Genomic DNA, 22,014 nt, shown 5'->3' on the forward strand with positions numbered 1-22,014 from the left:
CCGTGAGGGGGACATGCCTGAAGGGTCCGCGTCACTCCAGCTCGCGGTTGGCGACCGGGTCGTCTATCCGAACCAGGGGGTCTGCCGCGTCTCCGCCATCGATATGAAGGAAGTGGCGGGACAGAAGCTCACCTTCGTCACGATGCGCCGCGAAGAGGATGGCGCCGTCGTGATGGTCCCCGAGGGCAAGGTGCTCGCCATCGGCGTGCGCAAGGTCGCATCCGCCGAGGACGTGGAGGCCATCTTCACCTTCCTCCGCTCGGACAGCGACAAGGCCGACCTCGACTGGAAGCAGCGAGCCCGCACCAACCTGGACCGGATGACCCAAGGCGGCATCATGGGTCTGGCCGAAGTGGTGAAGGGGCTTCAGGTTCTCAGTGAGCTGCGCCCGTTGCCGACCAAGGAGCGCGAGCTCTACGACAATGCCCGGCACCTGCTGGTGACGGAGGTCGCCGCCGCGCTGGGCACCGCCGAGGTCAACGCCGAGGACGCCATCGACATCGTCCTCTTCCCGCCCGGCCGCGAGCGCCCCAAGCGCACCGCCGCCGAGTTCCAGCGCGAGGAAGGCGACCTGGACCTGGACAGCGACCTGCTGGGCCTGGACAGCGACCTGGACCTGCCGTCCGACGAGGAGCCCTCCGAGCCGTCCGAGGAGGAGTCCAGCGAGGAAGGCGAGTCCGAGGAGGCCGCGGCCTCCGAGGAGAGCGCCCCCAAGAAGCGCGGCCGTCCGCCCAAGGCCAAGGCGGAGGCGCCCGAGGGCGCCGAGCCCGCCGCTCCGAAGAAGCGCGGCCGTCCGCCCAAGCCCAAGCCGGAAGCCACGGCAGAGGGCGCCGAGCCCCCTGCTCCGAAGAAGCGCGGCCGTCCGCCCAAGCCCAAGCCGCCCGAGGCGGAAGGCGCCGCGCCCGCCGCGCCGAAGAAGCGCGGCCGTCCGCCCAAGGTCAAGCCGCCCGAGGGTGAGAGCTGACAGCCCCATGGACCGACGGGCCCCTGCACATGGGGCCCTTCCGCCGAGGTGACGCCCCGTGATTCGCGTCGTGACGCTGGACCCCTTCGACGACAAGCAGCTCGCGAAGTTCAACCGCACGCTCTACACGGCGTTCGGCGTGGGCAGTGAGCACTCCGGCAGCGTGGAGGTGCCCGCGGGCATGTCCGAGCCGCTGGATGCGGAGAAGCTGGTTGATGAGGTGAAGGGCATCCGTTCCTACAAGGACGACAAGGTGCTGCTCCTCACCACGCGCAAGCTGAAGGACCGCGAGCTTCCCAGCGGCGTGGCGCCCACGGCGGGCTTCGCACGCCAGGGGAAGGACCGCGCCATCCTCACCATCGCGCCGCACAAGGATTTGGAGAGCGCCTTCAAGGCCGTCTCCCGCCACGCGCTCCACCAGTTGGGGCACCTCTGGGAGCTGCACCACTGCCTGGACCCGCGCTGCTCGATGTACCCGCCCTGGACGCCGTCCTTCGCCCAGGGTGAAGCCATCTTCTGCACCTTCTGCCGCGAAAAGAGCGAGCAGAAGATTCGCCTTGCGAAGTCCTAGCATCACGCGCGCGCTGCCCCTCGTGGAGTTGGGGGGGCTGCTGCTGGTCGCGTTCCTGTGCCTGCTCTTCCACCTGCGCCTGCCGGGCCGCCTCCCGTCGGAGGCGGACTACCGCGCGGTGGCGGAGCGCCTCCAGGCGGAAGCCCAGCCCGGCGACGCGGTGCTGCTCTTCCCGTGGTGGACGGAGCGCGCCCGCATCTTCGTCCCCTCCACCCTGCCGGTGTACGGCTACCTGGGCTCGGACCAGGATGACTTGTCCGCGCACCCACGGGTCTGGGTGCTGGGCCAGCCGGAGCTGCCCCGCTCGGACGAGGTGGGCTTCCTCGAAACCTTCCTGCGTGGCCGCCGCGCGGTGGGCGCCACGTCGAGGCATGGCACGCTGACGCTGGCGCTCTATGAGAACGGCCGGCACCGGCCCCGGCGCTTCACCGCCACGGACGCCTATGCGCGCGCCCGCGTGTACCTGGAGCAGCCGGATGGCACGCGCCGCGACTGTCCCTTCGACGGCAAGGTGCACCGCTGCCCCGGGCCCGCGCACCTGTACGTGGCGCCGGAGTGGCACGAAATCCTCTACGAGCCGCGCCGCTGCCTGTGGATGCACGCGCCGGGCGGCAAGCAGCGACTGGTGGCGGAGCTGGACGGCATGCCCGGTGGCCTGGGCCTGCGCCTGGAGGGCGGCATCATCTTCGAGCATGCCTTCCCCAAGGACTCGCGCTTCTCCACCACGCACCTGGGCGTGGATGACGCGGCGAACGGCGCGCGGCTGCTGTCGCTGGCGATTCCGCCGGGCCTGGAGGGCGTGCAGAAGGCCGAGGTCCGGCTCCCCGAGGGCGCGCCACACACGGTGAAGGTCTGGGTGCAGGCGGACAACGCGGACCGGCGGCAGGTGTGCCTGGACGTGCTGGCCGTGGAGCCCGAAGTGGGAGTGCGGGGATGATGCAAGGACGCGCCCCCACGCGCGACGAGAAGTCCCTGGCCTGGGCCCTCTGGGTGCTGGCCTTCGCGGCGCTGTGGTTGACGGAGTCCGCGGTGGGCTACACGCGCGACGAAAGCGTCTACTTCATCGCGGCGGAGGGCTACTCGAGCTGGTTCCGGCAGCTCTTCCAGTCACCGGCCCGGGCGCTGACGGACGCGGCCATCGTGCGCGCGTGGGACTACAACCACGAGCACCCGGTGCTGATGAAGACGTTGTTCGGCCTGAGCCACCTGCTCTTCCACACGGAGCTGGGATGGGTGCGCTCGGCGACGGCGTTCCGCATCCCCGCCTTCGCCATGGCGGCGCTGATTCCCGCGCTGTCCTTCCTGCTGGGCAGCGCCATGTACGGCCGCCTCGCGGGGCTGTTCGCCGCCTTCGCCTTCATGATGGTGCCGCGGCAGTACTTCAACGCGGAGATGGCGTGTTTCGACGTCCCCGTGGCCGCCATGTGGCTGCTCGTCGTGTACTGCTTCTGGCGCGCCATGGAGGACGTGCGCTGGGGCCTGTGGTGCGGCGTGGCCTTCGGCCTGACGCTGGCCACCAAGCACAACGCGCTGTTCCTCCCCTTCGTGCTCACGCCCTTCGCGCTGTGGCGCGCCTACAGCGCCAGCGAGGGTCAGCCGGAGGCTCGCGCCTGGCTGGGCCGCTTCGTGGGCGTGTTCACGGCGGTGGCCGTGTTCTACGGCCTGCTGGTGCTGTCGCTGGGCGGCGGTGAGGGCTTCCAGCGGAAGTTCCTGCTGCTCAGTCCGCACACGCTGCTGTTCGCCGGGCTCGCGGTGGGCGGCGCCTGGGTGCTCAAGGGCGTGGACAAGGTGAACGCGCAGGTGACGCGCGCGCTGGTGCCCATCGCCGCCATGGCGGTGCTGGGGCCCGTCATCTTCTACCTGCACTGGCCCTACCTGTGGCACCAGCCGGTGGACCGCACCGCGTGGTACCTGGCCTTCCACGCCAAGCACAACCACTACGCCTGGTTCTATCTGAACCAGTTGCTGCGCGAGCCGCCCTTCCCGCTCGCCTACGTCGTCGTGAAGACGGCGCTGACGGTGCCCACCAGCCTCTTCGTCCCCATGGTGACGGGCCTGGCGGCGCTGGTGGCGCGCATGGTGCTGGGGGCCTTCACGCGGACGCGCGCGTGGGTGGAGCGCCCGGTGACGATGACAGAGGCGCTGGTGTGCGTGAACGCGGTGGCGTCCATCCTCATCATCAGCCACCCGCAGGTTCCGCACTTCGGCGGGGTGAAGCACTGGTTCCCGTCCATGGTGTTCCTGGGCATCCTCGCGGGCGCCGCGGTGGCCCGGGGCTGCACGGCGCTGTGGGAGCGGCTGAAGATGAAGTGGCCCTCGTTGCCACAGGCCGTGGTGGCCGTGCCGGTGTTCGCGGTGCTGCTGGCCCCCGCGCTGGTGTACTCGGTGCGCGTGTTCCCCTACGGGACGGCGGCGTACTCGGAGCTGGCGGGAGGGCTGCCGGGCGCGGCCACGCTGGGCATGCAGCGCCAGTTCTGGTCCAGCCACGTCACCGGCGTGCTGCCGTGGATCAACGCGAACGCGAAGCAGGGCGCACGCCTGTTCCTGCACGAGGTGCACGGCGGCTCGTTCCGCGACTACCAGCGCAACGGCATGTTGCGGAAGGACCTGCGCGCGGTGGGCAGCCCGGCAGACGCGGACATCGTCGCGTACCAGTACCACCAGGAGTTCCGCGAGCACGAGTTCCTCACGTGGCAGGCCTTCGGCACGCGCACGCCAGTGACGGGCCTCTACCTGGATGAGACGCCCCAGGTGGTCGTCTACGTCCGGCCGGAGACGCGGTAGCCCCTCGAGGCCACCGCGTCCGCCGGGACGCGGGGCTCAGGTGTCGCCGCCGCTGCTCCCCGCCTTCTTGCTGAAGTTCATCAAGTGGGCGGCCCCGCGCAAGAGTTCCGCGTCACTGAGCGGCGCCACCTGTTCCTTCAGTTGCTTGTACTCGCTCTGGGTGACCTTGGGCCGGTCCCCGTCGATGCGCTGCTGGAAGAAAGGCTGGTCGGGGAAGTCCTTGTGGAAGAAGCGCTGGTCCACATACTCGGCGCGCTGCGTGCCCGGGCGCATGGCGAACTTCGTGTCCACGATGACGTCCGGATTGCCGGAGATGGCCTTGTCCGGAGGAATCATGGCCGTGTTCGCGCCATGGGACGCCGAGGCCAGGTTGTTGGGCGACTGCGTCTTCTTGCCCCCCTCGCCGTGGCCCATTCCGTGGAGGATTTCGTAGTCCGTTCGCGGCTCCGCCGTGCCGAGCTTCTGCTGGTACTTCGTGGAGCTCGTCTCCCCGCCCGTCATCTTCCCGAAGACCTTGGTGTGCTCGCCCTTGTCGCGGTCCGGCACCGCGGTCTGCACCTGCTGCGGCCCCAGGCCCCTGGGGTCGAGCGGCCCCGAGGCGAAGATGCCCTTCTTGCTCGCCGCCTGGCTCCCGTAGTGCGCCAGCATGTTCAGGTTGTCATTGGGACCGTCCTTCTCCGTCCGGAGCGCCTCCATGTTGGCCGGACGCGCCGCGTGCGTATCCTGGAGTCCCGCCGCCTGCGACTGCTTGAAGAGGTCCGCATTGGAGGGGCGTGGCCCTCCTGTCGCCGCCGCGCGCAGGGGCCGCGTCCTCACCGGCCCACCGTCAAAGCCATCCGTCGGAGACGGCGTGCGATTCGAGAACGAAGCCGATGGAGACGGCGAGGCCGACGTCTTCGGCGGGGGCTTGGGGTACGGCGAGTAGCGGTTCGAGGAGGAAGTGCTGGGTTTGAGGCTTCGGGAGCCGACTTTCTTCATGGAGAACTCCTTCGGGGGTGAGGAATTGAATCCAAATCCCTGGCGCCGTCGAGCCTGTCCCCCAGAAAGGCTACCCAGCGGGCGGCAGCGAAAGGAATGTGTCTATCATTGACCATTTCCGCTGCCCGCCGACAAGCCCGCACAGCCGCTCACTTGCTTTCTCAAATCCTGTCGAATTCCCATCTCAAAATGCGAATCCCACTCCATGCCTTCATCGCAGCAACGCTCGTGACCTCCGCTTGTGGAGGCGAGGCACCGTCCTCCGCCGACTCCAGTCCGAACGAGGCCCTTGCTTCACGGGAGCAGGCGGCGTTCTCCGGTGTGAATGGCACCTACTGTCTGGTCAGCCCCTACAACTGCAAGCTGCAAGCGTCCGGTGGAAACCGCGTCCCCACCAACGCGCCCGAGGACGACAATTGGGGCCTGGTGACAGGCGTTCCCATCCGGGACGGCCACGGCACGGTGGTAGGCACCAACACGCGGACGAGCGCGGCCTTCAACTATGGCCAGACCCGCACCTTCGCGGGTGAGAAGCATGCCTTCGCGGTGTCGACGTCCAACTCCAGCGCCGGGTGGTTGCCCATCTCCAGCACCCTGGGGAGCACTTCCTTCGAGCAGAAGGTCGGCCACGTCTCCGCGCTGGGCGCGGGCCTGGGCAACCTGGGTTGCTACGCGGTGCGCGACTGGCACGACACCACGCTCGAATTCAAGAAGGTCGTCTACGACAGCACGGCGACGCACGAGCGGGCCGGGGACTACCTGCCGTTGGTGCGCGCCAACGGTCTGCGCTCGGTGAACCTGGTCTTCAACGTGCCGGGCTTCGCGCTGGGCGGCCCCGCGGTGGACCACTTTCCGGCGGGCACGAAGTTCCAGCGCCTGGACGTCCCCACCGAGCACGGCGTGCCGTCCATCGACATTCCCCTGTGGGTCCAGGACAGCGCGGGACGCTACCGTCAGCAGTCCGGCACCATGAAATTCCTCTACGGTTACGTCATCGCCGCCACGGGAACGAAGCGCAACGGGTGGATGGCCTATGACGCCCTCCAGGTCAGCTCCGGCTGTCCCTGAGCCCCGTCAGGCGCGCGCCCACGTCGCGCGCGGAGGACATGACGCCGTGCATGCGCGCGCCCGCCCGGTCGCGGTGTGCACTGGCGGTCGTTGCAGCTGGCGCAACCTGTCACAGGACAACCCCTGACCTCCCCTCAGGACGAAGCGTCGAAGTAGGCTGGAGGGAGGCAGGTGAAGGCTCTTCCACACCCCGGGAGGGACACATGAGGCGCTGGACTGGGTTATTGGCGGTGGCCGCGCTGTGTGGCGCGGCTTGTGATGGGAAGAAGTCGACGGACAGGCCCACGCGGGCCGAGCTGCGGAAGACGGGCGGGGCCACGGTGGAGGTCATCCCCTCCGACGGCCAGCTTCCCTACTGCATGCTGTACACGGTGTCCGAGAAGGGCGTCATCCGGCAGCTCACGCTGACGCGGGAGAACCGCTCCATCCGCTGTGATGCGAACAAGCCCGTGGCGCACACGAGCTTCCGCATCCCCGTGCAGGAGGGGAAGGTCCGCATGTACATCTTCTTCTCCGACGACCGCATCCCTGCGGGCCCGGTGGCGCAGCAGCTCTACGAGCTTCGGAGCCAGGAGCGCATCAACGCCATGGACCTGCGCCTGCCCGGCCGCGTGTTCGTGGAGACGTTGGAGTTCACCCCCGAGGAAGGCGGCACGCCCGTGACGGGCACCGTGGTGGGCGCGGGAGGCGACACCGAAGCGGAGGGCACGGGTGCCCCGGTGCTGTCGGATGGTGGTACCGAAGGCGGCGGCATGGGCGCCATGGACGAAGCGCCCTGAGCCATGAAGCGGCGCGCCGGGGAAGCCCCTCCCCGGCGGGCGGCGGCTCAGTAAGCCTCGCGCGCCAGGGCCAGCAGGTCCGCCTGCGACACCTTCCGCGGGTTGCTCAGGTGCGAGGCATCCTGGAAGGCCTTCTCCGCAATCCGCTCCAGGTCCTTCTCCTGGACGCCCGCGTCGCGCAGCCTCGAGGGAATGCCCACCGCCGCGTTGAGCTGGCGCACCCGGTCGATGGCGTTGCCCGCGAGCACCTCTTCGCGCGCCTGCGTCGTGTCCCCCAGCGCCACCGCGACCCGGGCCAGCCGCGCCGTGCAGACCGCGCGGTTGAACTCCATCACCACGGGCAGGACGATGGCATTCGCCAGGCCGTGGTGCACGTTGGACACGGGCGTGAGCGCGTGGGCCAGCGCGTGGCAGGCCCCCAGGCCCTTCTGGAAGGCCATGGCGCCCTCCATCGCCGCCACCATCATGTCCGTGCGCGCGGCCAGGTCCTTGCCGTCGCGCACCGCCGTCTCCAGCGAGCGGCCCACGCGGTAGATGCCGTCAATGGCCACCGCGTCCGCCAGCGGGTGGAAGCCATGGGCCGGTAGGCCTCCAGGCAGTGGGTGAAGGCATCCATGCCCGTGGCCGCGGTGATGCCCGGCGGCAGCCCCAGCGTCAGCTCCGGGTCGCAGATGGCGGCGCGCGGCAGCAGGTGCGGACTGAAGATGACCGTCTTGCGGCCCGTGTCCTCCAGCGTCACCACGCCCGAGCGCCCCACTTCGGAGCCCGTGCCCGCGGTGGTGGGAATCGCGATGAGCGGCGGCAGGTCGTCGCGCACGTACTGGTCGCCGCCCTTCGCGTCGTCGTAGCGGCTGAGCGGCGGCTCGTGCGTGGTGAGGAGCTGAATCAGCTTGCCCGCGTCCAGGGCGCTGCCGCCCCCAGCGCGACGATGCCGTCGCAGGAGTGGCTCCGGTACGCCTCCAGGCCCGCGAAGACGTCGCGCTCGGTGGGGTTGGGCTCCACGCGGTCGAAGACTTCACAGGCCAGCCCCGCCGTCTTGAGCACGTCCGCCACGCGCGCGGCCAGCCCCGCCTTCACCACGCCCGCGTCCGTCACCAGCAGCGGGCGCTGGATGCCCAGACGCTGGGCCTGCGCGGGCAGGCGCAGCAGCGCGCCGGCGCCGAAGACGATGCGCGTGGGCCACGCCATCTCGGTGACGCGCGGCTCGGAGGGAATGTCGAACGGCTTCATGGCGGCTGCCTCATTTGCGCTCATCAGATGAGCTCCAGGTAACGCTCCAACTCCCAGTTGGTGACGGCGCGCTCGTACTGACGCACCTCCCACTCACGCGTGCGCACGAAGTGGTCCACGAAGCCGTCTCCCAGCAACTCCCGCGCGCGCTCGCTGCCCTTCAGCAGCGCCACCGCGTCCTTGAGGTTGCGGGGCAAGGGCGGCGCGTCGTTCTTCGCGTAGGCGTTGGCCTCGCAGGGCGCGGGCGGCTCCACCTCGTTCTCGATACCCCACAGGCCCGCGGCCAGGCTGACCGCCATGCCGATGTACGCGTTCATGTCCGCGCCCAGCTGCCGGTACTCCAGGCGCATCGCCTTGGCGCTCTCACCGATGACGCGGATGGCGGTGGTGCGGTTCTCCAGGCCCCACGTCACGGTGGTGGGCGCCCAGGTGTTCTCCACGCTGCGCTTGTAGCTGTTGATGGTGGGCCAGTAGAGCGCGGTGAGCTCCGGCATCAGCGCCACCTGTCCGCCGATGTAGTGGCGCAGCAGCTTGCTCATTCCGTGGGGCGCCTTCGCGTCGTGGAAGAGGTTCTGCTCCCCGTCCAAATCCCACAGCGACTGGTGGACGTGCCCCGAGCACCCCGGCAGCTTCGCGTTCACCTTCGCCATGAAGCACGCGGTGACGCCGTGGCGGGCGCAAATCTCCTTCACCACCGTCTTGAAGAGCGCGGCCTTGTCCGCCGACTTCTCGATGTCGTCGTAGCGGATGGCCGCCTCGAAGACGCCCGGCCCCGTCTCCGTATGGAAGCCCTCGATGCCCAGGCCGAACGCGTTGCATCCGTCGATGAGCGCATGCACCAGCGGCGCGTTGAGCGAGGTGCGCAGCCACGAATAGCCGAACATGCCCGGCGTCAGCGGCGTCAGCCCCTGGAAGTCCTTGTCGCGCAGGCTCTGCGGCTGCTCCTTGAAGATGAAGAACTCGTACTCCGCGCCGAAGCGCGGCAGGTACCCCAGCGAGCGCGCGCGGGCGGCCACCTTCTGGAGCAACTGCCGGGGGCTCGCCTCGAAAGGCGTGCCGTCGGGGTTTTCGAAGTCGAGCAGGAACGCCGCGGTATCCGGCTCCCAGGGAATGACGCGGCCGGTGGTCAGGTCCACCTTCGCGTGGGCATCCGGGTAACCGGTGTGCCAGCCCGTCACCTGGGTGTTGTCGAGCAGGTCGTCGCTCAAGTCCCAGCCGAAGACGACGTCACAGAAACCCAGGCCGCCCTTGGCGGCGCTGAGGAACTTCTCCAGGGAGATGTACTTGCCGCGCCAGACGCCATCGACGTCCACCGCGCCCACCTTCACCTTCTGGATGCCCTTCTCATCCAGCCAGCGGCGCAGCGTGTCCACGCTCGCCGCGTCCCGCAGCGCCGGGCCTCGCGCCGGAGCACGCGAGGCCTTGCCGCGAACCCGGCGAGCCATGGCAGGGTGGGTCAGGACCTTCGCCTTGGGTCGGGTCGGCATCGATTCAATCCCCTCTCTTGCTGGAAACGCCCGGCACCTGGGGCTCCACCCGCCGCCCGGCCATGCGCAGACTGGGGTCGAGGAATGAGGAGGTGAGCCAACAGGGGCTGGTCATGTGGGTACCTCGAAGCACACGGACGCGTTCCACTGCGACTGGCCAGGAACGGACACGCGGGGCACGACACGGTAGGAATGGGGATGCAATGCGGCAACCTACGGCGGTGAAGAACGTCCTCTTGCTGAAAGCCGGTGACGCGGCCGAGGCCGTGCGCGTCTCCGTCGGCGATTACGACCGGTGGTTTCTGCAAGCCATCGGACTGTCCGGCTACCGCTTCGACATCGTGCTGGCGCACCGGGGCGCCCCCTTGCCCACGCGCGCGGATGGCTACGACGCGGTGATGATGACGGGCTCGCCGCTGTCGGTGACGGCGCTCGAGCCGTGGATGAAGCGCGCCGCGGACTTCATGGTGGAGGCCGGTGAGCGGGGCACGCCCGTGCTGGGCGTGTGCTTCGGCCAGCAACTCCTGGCGCATGCGTATGGCGGCCGCGTCTCGCGCAATCCCCAGGGGCGGGAGACGGGCAGCGTCGAGGTGACGCTCACCGAGGCCGGCAAGCAGGACCCACTCTTCGACGGCGTGCCGGAGCGCTTCATCGCGCAGGCGACGCACGAGGACATCGTCTCGCACCTCCCCGACGGCGCGCAGGTGCTTGCGGGCAACGCGAACACCGCCGCGCAGGCGCTGGCCTTCCGCCCCACCGTGCGCGGCGTGCAGTTCCATCCAGAGGCCGGCGTGGATGCGCTTCGCGCCGTCATCGAGGCCCGCCGGGAGGGCCTGGAGCGGGACTCCGTGGCGCGAGGCGCCGCGCCCGGCGAATACGTCCGTCAGCTCCTGGCGGGCCTCACGCCCTCTCCCGCGGGCCGCAGAATCCTGCTGAACTTCCTCGAGCGCTTCACCTGACCTGACAGAGGCCCTCCGTGTCCCGTCTTGCCCTGCCGACCCTGCTCCTCGCCCTGCTCACCACCGCGTGCTCGGAAGACCTGTGCACCCAGGCGCCTCGCTGTGACGATTCGGAAGCGCTCAACTGCGAACCGGAGTGCAAGGTGGGCCCGTGCTCCAGCGGCCCCATCCTCCAGGCGTGCACCGAGCGCACGACGTGCACCGTCGTCCCAGGCGACCGCAACGACGCACGCTTCTACCGCTCCCGCGCCGTGTGCGCCGTCACCCTGGAGGCCTGCGACCCGGCGACCGCGGCCCCGCCCACCTGCGGGAGCGACCGCTTCGTCACCGGCTGCAGCGCCTACCGCCGCGACATCCGCGTGTCCTGCTCCCAGTCGGCGCTCTACTTCGCGCAGGTGCCCGCCTGCTGCCAGGGCCTGGGCACGGGCGACGGCGGCACCGACGCGGGCACGGGCGACGGTGACGGGGGCGTCCCCGACGCGGGCACGGCCGACGCCGGCATTTGAGGTAGAGAAGAAGCCATGGCGTCTCGCTGGGACCACCTCTTCGACCTCAAACCGACTTCCCTGCTGGAACACCTCCTGGAGGAGGTGGCGAAGCTGCTGCACAAGGACCTGCTGCAGTGGCCGCCGCCCGTCGAGGAGCTGGACCTGGACACCGGTGGCCACTTCGCGCCGCTCTTCACGGAGCCCCGGCCCCGGCCGTCCCGGGCCGTCTACACGGAGGCGTTCCGGCTGGCGCAGTGGGAGCTGGCGCGCGAAACGGACGCCTACGACGACTACATGCGCAACAAGCGCTACCTGGAACGCGGCCTGGTGCCGGGCGACCGGCTGCCCCTGCTGCTCCTCAGCCGCTGGCTCACCGAGCAGATGCTGGGCCTGGGCGAGGCCACCGAGGGACGCGTCAAGCGCAAGCACATGCGCGACTGCCTGGAGCGGCTCCAGTCAAAGCTCGGCGCCTTCCCGGTGCCTGGCGCCTGAGCCGCCGCCGGGTGACCCGGTGAAATGTTGAACAGGCACCATCCCCCTCCCAGGACGCGGGCGAGCCACTCACGTGGCGGCCCTTGTCACCGGGAAGGCACTGCCGTAAGCCAGACGGCATGTCGCAGCAGCCTTCGGACACCACCGCCTCCGCCAACCGACGCAAGCGCCTGCTCCTCTTGGGAGTGTTGTGGCTGAGCCTGGCGCTGGTCCTGTTGGCCTTCCGCTCGGTGGTCATGCCCTTCGCCGGCGCCGCGCTCATCGCCTACCTGGTGCAGCCGCTGGTGGGGCGCATCTCCCGGGTGAAGGTGGCCGGCCGGCCGGTGCCGCGCTGGACGGCGCTGCTGCTCATCTACGCCGGCTTCTTCGTGGGCGTGTACCTCTTCATCGTCGCGCTGGTGCCGCAGCTCTACCGCGAGCTGTCCCGCGTCAGCCGTGAGGCGGTGACGTTCGCCAACACGCTCACCCCGGAGCACGTCCAGGAGCTCGCGCAGCGCGCGGAGACGTGGCTCAGCACACGAGGCATTCCGGTGGCGCTCTCCAACCGCGCGCTGGAGGGCGCGGACGCGGGGAGCAGCAACGGCACCTTCGGCTTCGCGCTGGATTTGGAGCAGTTCCTGGGGGACGCGGTGAAGCGCGTGTCCATCCTGGTGCAGGAGAACCTGGGCGACATCGTCAACGTGTCCCGCAGCATCGTCACCAGCGTGGCCGCGGGCGTGTTCATGCTCTTCTTCGTGCTGATGGTAGCCGCGTTCTTCTCCATCGACGCGCAGGCCATCCGCCACTACTTCGGCACGCTGATTCCGCCGGAGTACGCCACCGACGCGCGGCAACTGCTGGAGCGCATCGACCGCTCGTTGTCCGGCGTGGTGCGCGGGCAGGTCACCATCTGCATCGTCAACGGCATCCTGACGTTCATGGGATTGCTGCTGTTCGGCGTGAAGTTCGCCTTCCTGCTGGCGACCATCGCCACCTTCTTCAGCCTCATCCCGATTTTCGGCACCATCCTCAGCTCGGTGCCCATCGTCCTCATCGCGCTGGCGGACGGCTTCCAGAAGGGGCTGGCGATTCTCGCGTGGATCATCGGCATCCACGCGGTCGAGGCGTACTTCCTCAACCCCAAAATCATGGGGCAGGCGGCGCACCTGCACCCCGTCATCGTCGCCTTCTCCCTCATCGCCGGAGAGCGGCTCTTCGGGCTGGTGGGCGCCCTCTTCGCGGTGCCCGTGGCGTCCGTCCTGGTGGCGTGCTTCGACTACGCACGGCTCAAGGCCCAGCCCGCGCCCGCGGTGGCCCTGGCCACGCCCGGAGTGCTGCCCGCTGAACGTCAGCCGCCCGCCGCCTGAGCCCTACTGGCAGGCGGCGGCGCAGCGCGCTTCACGGCAGGTCGGGATGCAACGCCCGCAGTCGATGGAGCCCTCCGGGCAGCCACTGGTACAGGGGCCGCTACACGTCGGGCCTTCGTCCGCGTGCGTGACGGCGGTTCCCAGCCCACAGCACGCGTCGGCCACGCAGTCGTCGTCCGTGTAACAGGTCTGGTCGGACAGCACCGGGGGCACGTCCCCCAGCGGCAGGTCTCCCAAACCGTCACACCCCACTCCACCACCGCCCAGCGTCACCCCCAGCACGAGGGTGAGCAGGCGGAAACGTCCGTGTCTGAGCAATGGACACCCCTTGCTCGGACAATTTCTACCGGTTCATCGACCCGAGGAAGTCCGCATTCGACGCGGTGGGCCGCATGTGTTTGAGCACGAACTCCATCGCGTCGATGGGGGTGAACGGGTGGAGCACCTGCCGCAGGGCGGTGATGCGCACCAGGTCGCCCGGGCCGAGCAGCAGCTCCTCCTTGCGCGTACCGGACTTGTTGATGTCCAGCGTCGGGAAGATGCGCTTCTCCATCAGCTTCCGGTCCAGGACGATTTCGGAGTTACCCGTGCCCTTGAACTCCTCGAAGATGACTTCGTCCATGCGGCTGCCGGTGTCGATGAGCGCGGTGCCGATGATGGTCAGCGAGCCCCCCTCTTCGATGTTGCGCGCGGCGCCGAAGAAGCGCTTGGGCTTGTGGAGCGCGTTGGCGTCCACGCCGCCGGACAGAATCTTGCCGGACGCGGGCACCACCGTGTTGTAGGCGCGCGCCAGACGGGTGATGGAGTCCAGCAGGATGCAGACGTCGTACTTCTGCTCGACCAGGCGCTTGGCCTTGTCGATGACCATCTCCGCCACCTGCACGTGGCGCGTGGCGGGCTCGTCGAAGGTGGAGGACACCACCTCGCCGCGCACGCTGCGCTCCATGTCCGTCACCTCTTCCGGGCGCTCGTCCACGAGCAGCACGATGAGGTACACGTCCGGGTGGTTGCGGCTGATGGCGTGCGCGATGTTCTGCAGCAGCACCGTCTTGCCGGCCTTCGGCGGCGCCACGATGAGGCAGCGCTGGCCCAGGCCGATGGGGCAGAACATGTCGATGATGCGCGTGGTCATCTCCGACGACTCATGCTCCAGCTTGAGCTTGCGCGTCGGATAGAGCGGCGTGAGGTTGTCGAACAGGATGCGCTCGCGCGCCGCGTCCGACATCGGGTCCGCGAAGTTGACCTTGTCCACCTTCTGGAGCGCGAAGAAGCGCTCGCCCTCGCGGGGCTGGCGGATGGGGCCCGTCACCGTGTCGCCAGGGCGCAGGTTGAAGCGGCGCACCTGCGACGGGGACACGTAGATGTCGTCCGGGCTGGGCTGGTAGTCGCTGTCCGCGCTGCGCAGGAAGCCGAAGCCGTCGCTGAGCAGCTCCAGCACGCCCTCCGCGTGGACCTCGAAGCGCTTGTCGGCGATGCCGCCCAGCAGCGCGAAGATGAGGTCCTGCTTCTTCAGACCCTGGTACCCCTCGATGCCCACGTCGTGGGCCATCTTCGAGAGGTCGGTGATCTTCATCCGCTTCAGGTCATTGAGCTTGATGACCTGCATGGGCTCGCCATCCCGGGTGACTTCCGTGATGGCGGGAGTCTCAGGGGCCTCCGGAGGAGGCGGCAGGGAGGCGGCCGGCTCTTCGGACTCGCCGGAGATACGAGCTTCCTGGAGGTCGTCGTCCCGCACCGGGCGGGAGATGGGGGTGAGCACCGGACGGGGGGCTCGGCGGGGGCCTCCTCGACCTCGGCGCCGGGCTCTTCGTCGCGGCGGGCGGCGCTGCGGCGGGCGCGCGGGGCGGGCTTCTCGGCCTCGTCCCGCTCCACCGTCTTCGCGGCGCGCTTGCGGCGTGGCTTCTCCGTGTCGGCCTCGACGGCGACATCGGTGTCGGCAGCCTTCTCTCTCGAAGTACGGGCTTTACGCATGTCTGTAACGCTTGGGAGGAATGAAGCGCCCGAGGACTCGGACGGGTGGAATGGCGGGGGGAAACGTCCGCGCGGCCCTCGGAAGCACCTTCCAGGAGGACGGCCCCGCCGGAATCCCAGGAAGGGACTGCGCGGGCGTGAGCCTTGTGGTTGGGAGAAGAGTCGGCGCCGTCGGAATACACCTGCGCCATGAACCGCAAGGGACGTTATTGACCCCCTCCTGGCCTGTCAAGGCATCTTGAGGGCCACGGTTGCGTCGCTTCCAGATGAGCAACACACGCCCCCGGGGCCCTCATTTCCAGCCGGCCGTGCGGGCCTTCCGGAGTCCCCTGCCCCGGACCTGAGGACCCGGCGGGTCGGCGCGCGGACAGCGCCACTGCCAGCGACAACACCCGGCCCTCCAGGTCCGCTTCCCCTCAGGAGGCGGTTCACGCGGAGGCGACGACCGGACCTTGTCAGTCGGGAACCGTAGAGTGGCCGCCTTTCGAGGCACGCGCCGATGCGCCGTGTTTTGGAGTAAGGACCGCGAACCGTGGACGACTTCCAGAAAGCCGCAGCCCGAGCCCGTGAGCTCCACCGTGAGCTGGCGCACCACAACTACCGTTACTACGTCCTCGACTCGCCCGAGGTCAGCGACGCGCAATACGACAAGCTGATGCGCGAGCTGCAGGACCTGGAGGCGAAGCACCCGAGCCTCCAGACGCCGGATTCGCCCACCCAGCGCGTGGGCGGCGCGGCCGCCGAGGAGTTTGGCGAGGTGGTGCACCGGGCGCCCATGCTCTCGCTGGCCAACATCTTCGAGGACCAGGGCCTCATTGAGTTCGACGAGCGCATCCGCAAGCTGGTGGGCCTGCCGGGCATCGCCTACGTCTGCGAGCCCAAGCTGGACGGGCTCGCCATCGCGTTGCGTTACGAAAAGGGCGCGTTCGTCCAGGGCGCCACCCGGGGCGACGGCACCACCGGCGAGGACGTCACCTCGAACCTGCGCACCATCCGCAGCCTGCCCATGTCGCTGTTCCCCCAGGACGGCGTGAAGGTGCCGGACGTGCTGGAGGTCCGCGGGGAGGTCTTCATCCGCAAGAAGGACTTCCAGAAGCTCAACGAGAAGCGCGAGGAGGAAGGCGAGCCGCTCTTCGCCAACCCGCGCAACGCCGCCGCGGGAAGCCTGCGCCAGTTGGACCCGCGGATGACGGCCGCCCGGCCCCTTTCCGTGTTCCTCTACGAATGCGTCCCGGGCGAAGGCGTGCCCGTCTTCAAGACGCACATCGAGAAGCTGGAGTACCTCAAGACGCTGGGCCTGCCCATCAACCAGTACCGCCGCGCCGAGGGCCTGGAGGGCGTGCGCGAGGCTTATGACGCCTCCCTCAAGGGCCGCCACGAGTTGCCCTTCGAGGTGGACGGCATGGTGGTGAAGGTGGATGACGAGGACCAGCGCAAGCGCCTGGGCCAAGTCTCCAAGAGCCCCCGCTGGGCGGTGGCGTACAAGTTCCCTCCGGAGGAGGAGTCCACGGAGGTGATGGACATCGGCATCCAGGTGGGCCGCACGGGCGCGCTGACGCCGGTGGCGCACCTCAAGCCGGTGAAGGTGGGCGGCGTCACGGTGGCGCGCGCCACGCTGCACAACGAGGACGAGCTGCGCCGCAAGGACGTGCGCAAGGGCGACACCGTCTTCGTGCGCCGCGCCGGTGACGTGATTCCGGAAATCGTCTCCGTGGTGCTGTCCAAGCGCCCCGCGGACTCCGCGCCCTTCGAGTTCCCCAAGCACTGCCCCGTCTGCGATGCGGTGGCGACCAAGGACGAGGACGGCGCCATCATCCGCTGTACGGGCGCCTCCTGCCCCGCACAGCTGGTGGAGAAGATCCGCCACTTCGCCAGCCGCCTGGCCATGGACATCGAAGGGCTGGGCGACAAGCTGGCCGCGCAGCTGGTGTCCACCGGCAGGGTGAAGGCGTTCGCGGACCTCTACGCGCTCACCAAGGAGGACCTGCTGACGCTGGAGCGCATGGGCGACAAGAGCGCGGACAACCTCATCGCGTCGCTGGAGCGCTCCAAGCAGACCACGCAGCGCCGCTTCCTCTATTCCCTGGGCATCCGCCACGTGGGCGACGCCACCGCCAAGGCGCTGGCGGAGGCCTTCCCCCGGTCGGAGATGCTCTTCGAGGCCAGCCTGGAGGACATCTCCCGCGTGAAGGACGTGGGCCCCATCATGGCCCAGGTCATCCACACCTTCTTCCAGGAGCCCCAGAATCAGGAGGCCATCCGCGCGCTCCTGGCGGCGGGGGTCCAGCCCGCGGCGCCCCAGGTCGCCACGGGAGGCCCCTTCGTGGGCAAGTCGGTGGTGCTCACCGGCGCGATGACGGGTATGACGCGGGAGCAGGCCAAGGAAGAGGTCGAGCGCCGGGGCGGCAAGGTCGCCGGAAGTGTCTCGCGCAAGACCGATTTCGTCGTGGCCGGTGAGGATGCGGGCAGCAAGCTGAAGAAGGCCCAGGAACTCGGGGTAAGAATCCTGGACGAGCAGGCGTTCCTGCAGATGTTGCAGACGAACGCCTAGAGGATGGGGCGGTCCATGAGTGGCACGCGGCGAGCCTCGCTGCGCATCGAAGGCAAGGTGCAGGGCGTCTTCTTCCGGGAGAGCGCCCGCGTTGAGGCCACACGCCTGGGCCTGACGGGCTGGGTGCGCAACCGGCCGGACGGGGCCGTGGAGGCCGTCGTGGAAGGGGAACCCGCCGTGCTCGAGGAATTCATCCGCTGGTGTCATCGAGGTCCGACGCAGGCCCGGGTTTCGGGCGTTCAGCGCACGGACAGCGAGGCCACCGGCGAGTTCAGTCAATTCAACGTGGAGCGCACGTCATGACGCCCTACGCGCTGGCCTCCCTCCCGGCCATGCTGGGTATCCGGGCCGGGTCCAAGGTCTCCGTCATCAACCCGCCGCGGGGCTTCGTGCAGAAGCTCAACCCGCTGCCGGATGGGGTGGAGTTCCTCATCACCGCGGTGACGGGCCTGGATGTCATCCTCTTCTTCACCGAGGACCCGCAGGAACTGGTGCAGCGGCTGCCGGCCCTGGCCCGCGCCATGGCCCTCACTGGCGGCATCTGGGTGTGCTGGCCGGGGGGCGAGGGTGCCCGCCGGGACCTCTCCGAGGACTTCGTCCGCCACGCGGCCCTGGACATTGGTCTGGTGGACAACAAAATCTGCATCATCGACGCCACCTGGACTGGCCTCCGGCTGGTGAGGCGGCCCCGAGGGCGACCGGACAAGCCAGGGGAGCGCAAGCGAGCCACCGCCCAGGCCTGATGCCCTGCCGGGTAGCCGCCCGGCATCTGCCTGACAGTGGATGGAAGCCGTTTCTCGGCTTTACACACCTGGGGGGCCGTGAAAAACTCCCCGTGTTTCTGGACGGTTGTGTGACGCCCCGCGTTGTCGGGGGTCGACGTCTGGTAGGGATTTTGACGGGTTGCGTTCCCGGCTCCTCCGGGCGCGTCAGCTGCACCGAGACTCCAGTCGCCCCCCCAAGGTGGCCCACGATGGGCATCGACCGGGTGTGGATAGAAGAGCGGGCGGCACGCGCGTCGTGGGGAAGCTCGAACGCGTTGTGAAGACAAGGCCTCGCCCGGCACGGTGCCGGTCGCAATGCGGGGCGCCAATGAACTCGGAGGAGCAGGCGGTGGTCCCCTCGGTCCTCGACAACGAGCCCCCAGCCGCACCCGGCATGCCCGGGCCGGCGTCGCTCGCTGTAGGCCCGCCGGAGGCCGCCTCTCCCTTCGCAGCGCGCTCGGAGGCGCGGCGTCTCGCCGCCGCCCGTCCGGTGAGGTCCGCCCTACCGCGCGCGCCAGCAGGATTCATCCATGAGCAGCATCCTGGTCATCAACGCCGCGGGTCGAGAGACGCGCGTCGCGCTCGTCGAGGGCGGACACATCGCGGAGTTCTACCTCGAGCGTAAGAAGGACAAGGGCGTCGTCGGGAACATCTACAAGGGCCGCGTCGTCCGGGTGCTCCCGGGCATGCAGGCCGCCTTCGTGGACATTGGCCTGGAGAAGGCCGCGTTCCTCTATGTCAGTGACGTCGTCTACGACCCTGACTTCGCGCGCGCGCAGTTCGAGCTGACCGAAGGTGAGCACGAGGATGCGCCGGACGTCCCGGACGAGTCCGAGGCCGAGGCCGCGGAGGCCGCTGCCCGGCACGCGCCTCCCCGTCACGCGGAGCCGGAGGACGCCCATTTCGAGCCTGTCGCGGCGCCCACCGAGTCCCTGCCGCGCGACACCGCCCTGGAGCTGGCCGCCAACGCCCCGACGGTGACGCCGCCGGGCGCGGAGACGCCGATGGCGCCCGCGGAGGAAGCGCCGGCCGCCGGGGCGGAGAGGGTGGTGGCCGCCGAGGTGGCCGTTCAGCCCGTCACGCCCGAGCAGATTGTCGCGGTCGAGCCGTCCACGGCAGCGCCCGTGGAGGCCCCGCCTGCTCCGGCGGGTGGCGAGGCCGAGGCCGCGCCCTCCTCCGAGCCCCAGGTGGCCGAGGCCGCCGTGGAGCCCGCCGCGAACGTGGCGTCGCCCGAGGCTTCGCTGGCCGTTGCCGCGGCGTCCGAGCCCGGCGCGGCCGAGGTGGCGACGCCTGCTGAATCGGCCGTGGAGGTGGCCGAGGGCGAGGCCGCCGGTCTTCCTGTCGAGCCCCTCCCCCGCGGCCGCCGCGCTGGGAGACCTCATCCCCTCGCCCGCTGAGGAGGGCGCGCAGGCTGCGAAGCCGTCCGAGGTCTCCGGCGAGCGCCGCACGCCGCGCGAGGCCCGTGAGGCGCGTGAGCCCCGGAGCCGGGAGAAGGAGCGCGGCGAGAAGGACAAAGGCCGCCGGCCGCAGGAGGAGAAGCGCCGGAGCGACAAGCACGAGGACAAGGAGAAGGCCAAGCCGCGCCGCACCGACAAGATTGAGGACCTGCTGAAGGTGGGCCAGGAAGTCGTCGTCCAGATTTCCAAGGACCCCATCGGCACCAAGGGCGCGCGGCTCACCTCGCACATCTCCATCCCCGGCCGTCACCTGGTGTTCATGCCCACGGTGGACCACGTGGGCATCAGCCGCCGCATCTCCAACGAGAAGGAGCGCCGGCGTCTGCGTGAAATCGTGGACCGCCTGCGCCCGCCCGGGACGGGCTTCATCGTCCGCACCGTCGCGGAGAACGTGCCGCAGGAGAAGCTCGAGAGCGACATCCGGTTCCTCATCGAGGTGTGGAACCAGGTGGTGCGCAAGAACGAGAAGCGCGGCGGCCCCGGCCTGCTGCACCCCGACCTGGACCTCATCCTGCGCGCCACGCGCGACCTCTTCGCGCACGACGTGGAGAAGCTCGTCGTCGATGACCGCGAGGAGTACGAGCGCATCCTCGGCTTCGTCACCGCGCAGGACCCGGCGCTGCGAGACAGGGTGGCCCTGCACGAGGGCGACGACACCGTCTTCGACGCATACGGCATCGAGCAGGAGCTCCAGCGCGCCACCCAGCGCAAGGTGTGGCTGAAGAGCGGCGGCTACCTCATCATCGACCAGGCCGAGGCGCTCACCGCCATCGACGTCAACTCGGGCCGCTACGTCGGCAAGAAGAGCCTCGAGGAGACCATCACCAAGATCAACGTCGAGGCGGCCAAGGAGATTGTCTACCAGCTCCGGCTGCGCAACATCGGCGGCATCATCATCTGCGACTTCATCGACATGGAGAAGGCGCAGAACCGCGACAAGGTCTTCAAGGCGCTGCAGGAAGCGCTGGGTCGCGACAAGGCCAAGACGAACGTGTTGCGCATCTCCGAGCTGGGCCTCGTGGAGATGACGCGCAAGCGCGTGCGCGAGTCCATTGGCCGCATGCTCCACGAAGACTGCCCGTACTGCGACGGCAACGGCTTCGTGAAGACGGCCACCACCGTGGCCTACGAAATCTTCCGGGAGATTCGCCGCGAAGCGCCGGGCTACAAGGACTCCACGCTGGTCATCAACTGCAACGCGGAAGTGGCGCGCCTGCTCCAGGGCGAGGAGCGCAACGAGCTACGGCACCTGATGGACCGGTACAACAAGTCCATCCAGGTCAAGGCGCAGCAGAACTACCACCGCGAGCAGTACGACATCTACGGACGCTCGGCCTCGGGACCGGAGCACAAGGTGGCCTCGTCGCCTGGCTCGGGTGATGGCGAGCTGGCCATGCAGCAGCGCAAGCCCGACAGCAATGGCGGAGGCTACGGCCGCCAGGAGCAGGGCCGGCGCGGTGGTGGTGGTGGCGGCGGCGGTGGCGGCAGGGACCGGGGTGGTGAGCGGGGCAACGAACGCTCCGAGCGCGGTGAGCGGGGCGGAGACCGTCGCGAGGGCCGCCGCGACGGCCGAAGTGGCGGAGACCGTCCTCGGGGAGACCGGGGTGGCGAGCGGGGCGACCGTTCCGAGCGTGGAGGAGAGCGCGGCGGAGAACGGGGCGAACGCTCCGAGCGCGGCGGCGAACGGAGTGAGCGTGGTGAACGCTCCGAGCGCGGCGAGCGTCCCGAGCGCGGCGACCGGCGTGGCGACCGCGGCGAGCGTGGAGAGCGCGGCGGTTCGCAGAACACGTCTGGTGGAGGCGAGAACGCGGGTGGCTCGACGCCGCCTCCGCCTCCAGCCTCGGGTGGCGGGTCGGAGCCTTCGGGCGGAACGACCTGAGTTCTTTCCGCCGGTCAGTCGTCGGCGCCCTGCCCTGCCGGTGGTTTCAAGGCCGGGGCGGGGAGCCGGCGGCGCTGGCGTAGCGGAAGTCGCTGGCCAGTGCACAGGAAGCCCCGCACCGTGTCGGTCTGTGTACGCTGGCAGGCCACCTCAAGCCGGGGTGGGCTGGCACTGGCGGCCGCGGATTGGCTAGCGTGAGCGTCCATGCCCCAAGGCGGTTCCCGCCTCGTGGGCCGGCCATGTCAC

At 69.4% G+C, this 22,014-nt stretch carries 17 protein-coding genes and 2 pseudogenes; 14 read left to right on the plus strand and 5 right to left on the minus strand.

The window, feature by feature from the left end; all coding sequences use genetic code 11:
- Positions 1-13 precede the first annotated feature (13 nt).
- From QEG98_RS30445 to QEG98_RS30460, 4 genes are read left to right on the plus strand one after another with little or no spacing between them, the layout of a single operon-like run.
- Entirely contained in the window at positions 14-964 is a 951-nt protein-coding gene (locus tag QEG98_RS30445; RefSeq protein ID WP_316563805.1) for a CarD family transcriptional regulator, read from the plus strand.
- Positions 965-1,022: 58 nt separating this feature from the next.
- On the plus strand, positions 1,023-1,535 hold the full coding sequence (locus tag QEG98_RS30450) for a hypothetical protein (RefSeq protein ID WP_090490206.1): 513 nt from the start codon (positions 1,023-1,025) through the stop codon (positions 1,533-1,535).
- Positions 1,522-2,472, plus strand: a complete 951-nt coding sequence (locus QEG98_RS30455; protein WP_316563806.1) for a hypothetical protein — start codon at positions 1,522-1,524, stop codon at positions 2,470-2,472. Before QEG98_RS30450 ends, QEG98_RS30455 begins: the two co-directional genes overlap by 14 nt.
- Positions 2,469-4,319, plus strand: coding sequence for an ArnT family glycosyltransferase (locus QEG98_RS30460; RefSeq protein WP_316563807.1), 1,851 nt, complete (start codon positions 2,469-2,471; stop codon positions 4,317-4,319). Before QEG98_RS30455 ends, QEG98_RS30460 begins: the two co-directional genes overlap by 4 nt.
- Positions 4,320-4,355: 36 nt before the next feature.
- On the opposite strand, the gene QEG98_RS30465 is transcribed toward QEG98_RS30460, so the two are convergent.
- Positions 4,356-5,297: a hypothetical protein gene (locus QEG98_RS30465; RefSeq protein WP_316563808.1), complete on the minus strand. Its 942-nt coding sequence runs from the start codon at positions 5,295-5,297 to the stop codon at positions 4,356-4,358.
- 189 nt (positions 5,298-5,486) lie between these two features.
- Between QEG98_RS30465 and QEG98_RS30470 the strand changes: the two genes are divergently transcribed.
- Both QEG98_RS30470 and QEG98_RS30475 read left to right on the plus strand, forming a co-directional pair.
- Positions 5,487-6,365, plus strand: a complete 879-nt coding sequence (locus QEG98_RS30470) for a hypothetical protein (RefSeq protein WP_316563809.1) — start codon at positions 5,487-5,489, stop codon at positions 6,363-6,365.
- A 203-nt stretch (positions 6,366-6,568) separates the two neighbouring features.
- Positions 6,569-7,144, plus strand: coding sequence for a hypothetical protein (locus QEG98_RS30475; protein WP_316563810.1), 576 nt, complete (start codon positions 6,569-6,571; stop codon positions 7,142-7,144).
- Positions 7,145-7,191: 47 nt separating this feature from the next.
- Here QEG98_RS30475 and QEG98_RS30480 read toward each other — a convergent pair.
- Positions 7,192-8,374, minus strand: a pseudogene (locus QEG98_RS30480) (iron-containing alcohol dehydrogenase).
- Positions 8,375-8,397: 23 nt separating this feature from the next.
- The gene (locus QEG98_RS30485; RefSeq protein ID WP_316563811.1) at positions 8,398-9,861 is read right to left on the minus strand and encodes a glutamine synthetase family protein; all 1,464 of its coding nucleotides are present in this window, start codon (positions 9,859-9,861) and stop codon (positions 8,398-8,400) included.
- A 203-nt stretch (positions 9,862-10,064) separates the two neighbouring features.
- Here QEG98_RS30485 and QEG98_RS30490 point away from each other — a divergent pair, with 203 nt between their 5' ends.
- The 4 genes from QEG98_RS30490 to QEG98_RS30505 all read left to right on the plus strand — a co-directional run bounded on the left by QEG98_RS30490 (position 10,065) and on the right by QEG98_RS30505 (position 13,146).
- On the plus strand, positions 10,065-10,820 hold the full coding sequence (locus QEG98_RS30490) for a glutamine amidotransferase (protein WP_316563812.1): 756 nt from the start codon (positions 10,065-10,067) through the stop codon (positions 10,818-10,820).
- Positions 10,821-10,837: 17 nt separating this feature from the next.
- Complete coding sequence (locus tag QEG98_RS30495; RefSeq protein WP_316563813.1) at positions 10,838-11,326, plus strand: hypothetical protein; 489 nt, start codon at positions 10,838-10,840, stop codon at positions 11,324-11,326.
- Positions 11,327-11,341: 15 nt separating this feature from the next.
- On the plus strand, positions 11,342-11,800 hold the full coding sequence (locus tag QEG98_RS30500) for a hypothetical protein (protein WP_090490213.1): 459 nt from the start codon (positions 11,342-11,344) through the stop codon (positions 11,798-11,800).
- Between the two features lie 119 nt (positions 11,801-11,919).
- Complete coding sequence (locus tag QEG98_RS30505) at positions 11,920-13,146, plus strand: AI-2E family transporter (protein ID WP_316563814.1); 1,227 nt, start codon at positions 11,920-11,922, stop codon at positions 13,144-13,146.
- 3 nt (positions 13,147-13,149) lie between these two features.
- On the opposite strand, the gene QEG98_RS30510 is transcribed toward QEG98_RS30505, so the two are convergent.
- Complete coding sequence (locus QEG98_RS30510) at positions 13,150-13,464, minus strand: hypothetical protein (protein WP_090490215.1); 315 nt, start codon at positions 13,462-13,464, stop codon at positions 13,150-13,152.
- Between the two features lie 25 nt (positions 13,465-13,489).
- Positions 13,490-14,905 carry a transcription termination factor Rho gene (gene rho, locus QEG98_RS30515; RefSeq protein ID WP_410477864.1) on the minus strand — a complete coding sequence of 472 codons (1,416 nt, stop codon included), beginning with the start codon at positions 14,903-14,905 and terminating at the stop codon, positions 13,490-13,492.
- A gap of 744 nt (positions 14,906-15,649) precedes the next feature.
- On the opposite strand from rho, the gene ligA reads away from it, so the two are divergent.
- The 4 genes and pseudogenes from ligA (at position 15,650) to QEG98_RS30535 (ending at position 21,768) form a co-directional block, all read left to right on the plus strand.
- Positions 15,650-17,668 carry an NAD-dependent DNA ligase LigA gene (gene ligA, locus QEG98_RS30520; protein ID WP_316563815.1) on the plus strand — a complete coding sequence of 673 codons (2,019 nt, stop codon included), beginning with the start codon at positions 15,650-15,652 and terminating at the stop codon, positions 17,666-17,668.
- 3 nt (positions 17,669-17,671) lie between these two features.
- On the plus strand, positions 17,672-17,971 hold the full coding sequence (locus QEG98_RS30525) for an acylphosphatase (RefSeq protein WP_090490217.1): 300 nt from the start codon (positions 17,672-17,674) through the stop codon (positions 17,969-17,971).
- Positions 17,968-18,411, plus strand: a complete 444-nt coding sequence (locus QEG98_RS30530; RefSeq protein ID WP_011555593.1) for a DUF3052 family protein — start codon at positions 17,968-17,970, stop codon at positions 18,409-18,411. Before QEG98_RS30525 ends, QEG98_RS30530 begins: the two co-directional genes overlap by 4 nt.
- A gap of 551 nt (positions 18,412-18,962) precedes the next feature.
- Positions 18,963-21,768: pseudogene (locus QEG98_RS30535) on the plus strand (Rne/Rng family ribonuclease).
- The last annotated feature ends 246 nt before the right edge of the window (positions 21,769-22,014 follow it).

Origin of the sequence: Myxococcus sp. MxC21-1 (assembly GCF_032612255.1) — a bacterium.
GTDB lineage: Bacteria > Myxococcota > Myxococcia > Myxococcales > Myxococcaceae > Myxococcus > Myxococcus virescens.